Genomic DNA, 494 nt, shown 5'->3' with positions numbered 1-494 from the left:
ATGCTGCCGACCAGCGCCCAGGTCGCCGAGGCGGCGGTTGCGATGGCGGAGGCGCTCGCGCCCGGCCGCGCTCTCCGGGGCGCGGGCCGTGAGGGCGGCGCGGGCTTCGGTGCCGTTCGTGTCGGTGGGGGCGTCGGTCATGGCGGTGCTGGGGTCCGAACGGGAACGCCTATAGGTACCAGGAAATATTTCCTAGTACAACCTCCGTGCGGGGCCGGGCCGCCGGTGACCGGGGCGCCGCGGCGCGGCGATGGCCGCGGGCGCGGATGACGCCGGACGATGACTCCGCCTCCGCAGCGCCCGCCTGCGCCACCGCTCGCGCCGGGCGGGCCGGAGGGCTTCGGGCCCGCCGCGCCGTCGCCCGGCCTTGGGAGAAGGCGGACTTGCCCGGCGCCCCCTGCGAGCCGACACTGGGGACGGCCGGCGATCTGGCCGCGGGCGGGGGCGCGACCGTTCCCCGGGCGTCGCGCACGGCGGCGCTCGCCGGCGGCGCC

Source organism: Craurococcus roseus (genome assembly GCF_039523795.1).
Taxonomy (GTDB): domain Bacteria; phylum Pseudomonadota; class Alphaproteobacteria; order Acetobacterales; family Acetobacteraceae; genus Craurococcus; species Craurococcus roseus.
This window is presented reverse-complemented; position numbering follows the sequence as displayed.